The organism is Mycetocola sp. (genome assembly GCF_046716805.1).
In the GTDB taxonomy this organism is placed as follows: Bacteria; Actinomycetota; Actinomycetes; order Actinomycetales; family Microbacteriaceae; genus Mycetocola_A.
The window spans coordinates 1-3,155 of record NZ_JBKJWH010000148.1 but is presented as its reverse complement, the minus strand read 5'-3'; the positions used below and the strand labels follow the sequence as shown (position 1 = coordinate 3,155).

4 protein-coding genes are annotated in these 3,155 nt (G+C 65.3%); 1 reads left to right on the top strand and 3 read right to left on the bottom strand.

Going from position 1 to position 3,155, the window contains the following annotated elements:
• Positions 1–75: 75 nt before the first annotated feature.
• Positions 76–345, bottom strand: coding sequence for a hypothetical protein (locus ACLQ62_RS11750; protein WP_411721819.1), 270 nt, complete (start codon positions 343–345; stop codon positions 76–78).
• Between the two features lie 172 nt (positions 346–517).
• Here ACLQ62_RS11750 and ACLQ62_RS11745 point away from each other — a divergent pair, with 172 nt between their 5' ends.
• Positions 518–787 carry a hypothetical protein gene (locus ACLQ62_RS11745; protein ID WP_411721818.1) on the top strand — a complete coding sequence of 90 codons (270 nt, stop codon included), beginning with the start codon at positions 518–520 and terminating at the stop codon, positions 785–787.
• 204 nt (positions 788–991) lie between these two features.
• Here ACLQ62_RS11745 and ACLQ62_RS11740 read toward each other — a convergent pair whose 3' ends face one another.
• Together ACLQ62_RS11740 and ACLQ62_RS11735 are read right to left on the bottom strand one after the other, a co-directional pair.
• Positions 992–2,194 (bottom strand): MFS transporter, encoded by a 1,203-nt coding sequence (locus ACLQ62_RS11740; protein WP_411721817.1) that lies wholly within the window; start codon positions 2,192–2,194, stop codon positions 992–994.
• A gap of 3 nt (positions 2,195–2,197) precedes the next feature.
• The coding region (locus ACLQ62_RS11735; protein WP_411721816.1) for a dihydrodipicolinate synthase family protein at positions 2,198–3,155 on the bottom strand (958 nt) is incomplete at its 5' end.

Below are 3,155 nucleotides of genomic sequence, written 5' to 3'. Positions count from 1 at the left end.
TATCATCCACGAACGCCGTGTCCCGTTGAGGGTTCCGCTTACCGTCTTCGCTGCGGTCTTCGTCCGCAGATGAGTTCAGCGCGGCGCGTGCACATGGCTCGAGTGCTTTCGCTTCGCTGCAACGAATAGAGCAATCGATCCACCAGCCGCAATGACGCCGCAGATTGCCCATAGGGCGGCACTCAATAGCAGAACCTTCACTTGCTCTTCGCCTAGGGCGCTCTCCTGGCCAATGAGATTGTCTATGAGGGTTCCCGCTTGTGACAGGGCGGCGCTGGCGCAGATAAGTAGGACGAGCGCGAGCGCGGCGAGGAGCGTGGCCATCATGAGTTTCGCAGCGCGCATCTCGCCACCCTAACCACAAACGGGTGCAGAAGCTCGGGAACCACAGACTCGGTCTACTCGTCGGCCCATTCTGTCCTAGATGGCGTCCGCTGAGGGTTGGCCAACTAGGGCATAACGGTTCACGAGTGGGTAGTGTCAGTTGTGAGCGAAGCCACTACCAGGAGGTGCTCGGATGGCCCAGGTCAACGGAGATCGACGTACTGGATCAAACAGCGATCCCTCCTACGTGGAGTCCGAGCCGCAAGCTCCCAATATCAGTTCCCCTTTCGCAGAGACGGAGACGCCGGTACAGGCACTCCTGCCCAACCTCGACCGAGTATCTCGGTCCTCGTTTCGTCGCGGCACCGTCAGCCGCCACCGCATTAACGTGGCCATCCTCGTGCTCGTTCTCGTTGCCCTCGGCGTCACTGTGCTTATCGTGTTCGCGGACTCCCTGTTCTAGTCGCCGTATCCGTTTGCTGTCCCGCTCAGGGTTCCCAACAGGTTCCGTGGGTTGTTTCAAGAGGTCGGCGGCATGGCCTCGATTTTGCGTCCGTGACGGTCCGGTATTCGGGATGAGCACGGCCGAGCGCGTTATGGCTGTGATTGGCAGTTCGATGTGGCGGCGTTCTCGGATGGCCGACGGCGTCTAGTCGACTAGGGAGTTTCAGTCCTTCCCGCCTGGCGAGATGTGTCGATCGAAGACTGAGACACTGGCGGCAGTGACTGTGACAATCGCGGCGAGGATCGTCGGGAGATACACGGCTGCGCCAACGAGCGCGCCGGCCATCGCGGTGCCTGCCGAACCGGCTGTGATCTTCAACGCTCCGACCCAAACGAATATCTGCCCTCGTGCTTCGGCGGGTGAGTATTCGCTTCGCGCTGCGAGTGTCGCCGCAAAAAGGTAGGAGTTTGCGATGCCGGCTGCCGCGTATGCGGGTAGAGCGGCCGCCAGATTGGGAACCAGGAGCACGACAATGAGGGTGGCGGCGACGGTAAAAGCGAAGTAAGTGATGAGGTTGTCGGCAGAACCGCGCAGCGGCCGCGCCATCACCCCGACCGATCCAAGGAGACTCCCTACCCCGTAGGCAGCGGTCAGGGCGGCGCCCGTTCCGGCGGCTTCTCCGAGACTAGCCGTTGATGACACGGCCACGATCGGCAGAACCGCGACTGACGCGGCCACGCTCGTCGTCAAATAGAGGGTTCGGCGCAAGGGACCCGAGGTGAGAATGATGCGAAGGGTGCGGAGCGGGCGGGGAACATCAGCCGCCGCCGAAAGCGGCGATGTGTAGGGGAGGAACCGAACAAGGATAGCGGCGGCGAAGGTGCCGCCAGCGAGCACGAGCGCGGCGATAGTGGGTGAGGCCCAGACCGAGACGATCGCGACGATGGTGGGGCCGATGGTTCCGCCGAGGCCGTAGGTGGCGACGTCCCAGCCCTGTGCGCGGCGTTGTGCATGCTGCTCGGGGCCGGCGATCGCCGGGAGCCTGCTGCTGATGCCGCCCGTGAGGAATGGACCGAAAAGACCCGACGTAAACAGCAGCAGCGCCGTCAGGGCGGGCCAGACGATCGGGTAGAGCAGAACCGCGGCGGCCAGAGTTGCACCGTGGATGAGGCAGGCCAGGGCGATGATGTTGCGGCCGTCCCCTGCGGTGTCGAGGCGTCGTGCGATGAATGGGCCGAGCAGGTGCGGGGCGGTGATCGATGCGCCGAGGAGTCCGGCGAGCCAGCTTGGTGCGCCGCTGGTGGTGACGACGAGAACGATCGCGATGACCCCGCCACCGTCGGCCGCGCGGGCAAGGGTAGCGGCGGCGACGTAGCGGGTCAGACCCCAGGGCGGGCACGGACGCGGAGTCGCGCGGTCGGCCATCCCTTATCCCGCGAGCTTCAGCTCATCGAGGAGCTGCGCCACGCGGGCGCGGGCAGCGGTGTCGAGGCCCTGCACCGGTCGGGGAAGGCTGTCGGGGGCGACGAGCTCCAGGTGTTCGGCGATGGCCGCGGTGACTCGGTAGCTGCCGTACTGCCCGAACATCGCCCAGAGAGGTTGCAGCCGTGCCGACTCCGCCGACGCGGCCGCATGGTCGCCGGTCAATGCGGCACGGGTGATCGTCAACGCCGGTGCCGGGAGGGTACCGCCGATCACGGAGTACCAGGCATCGCAGCCCGCGATCAGACCGGTGGCTGCGACGCTGTCACCGGAGATGCCCACCGTGACATCCGCCGGGACGTGATCGCGGATGGTCCGCACGCGCGCTATCGCCCCCGCGGAGTCGGAGGGAACTCCCGGAATCTTGATCGACGCGACCCGCGGTAAGGCGGCGATCCTGGCATAGAGATCGTCCGTGAAGGTCACGTGCGTGGTGCCCGGGTTGTCGTAGACCACCAGCGGTACCGACAGCCCCGCGGTGACGTCCTCGAACAAGCCGAACACCTCATCGTCGTCAAGAGCTTGGTAGGTCACAGGTGCAAGCAGCACCGCGGCCGCCCCTGCATGCTGGGGGTCGTCAGCGAGGCGCTGCACCTGGGAGGTGCGGAGCGCACCGATGCCGACCATGACCGGGATGACGCCCGCGTGCTGCACCGCGGCCGTTGCGACGCGGCGGCGCTCGTCACGGTCGAGGTACATGTATGAGCCCGTCGACCCGAGCGCGGTGATTGAGTCCACCCCGGCAGCCACCAGCCGCTCGAGCAAGCGTGCGTACGCGGCCTCGTCGAAGGTGTCATCGCGGAGTGGGGTGAGCGGGAATGCGTTGAGGCCTGTGAACATCGGCTTTCCAATCGGTCGAATATTGGGATCAAACATCGGTGCCCGGTCGCGCAGGGTCGTACAC

Coding starts and splice junctions, on each gene's coding strand:
- ACLQ62_RS11750 (WP_411721819.1), bottom strand. CDS start 345: ATGCGCGCTGCGAAACTCATGATGGCCACGCTCCTCGCCGCGCTCGCG.
- ACLQ62_RS11745 (WP_411721818.1), top strand. CDS start 518: ATGGCCCAGGTCAACGGAGATCGACGTACTGGATCAAACAGCGATCCC.
- ACLQ62_RS11740 (WP_411721817.1), bottom strand. CDS start 2,194: ATGGCCGACCGCGCGACTCCGCGTCCGTGCCCGCCCTGGGGTCTGACC.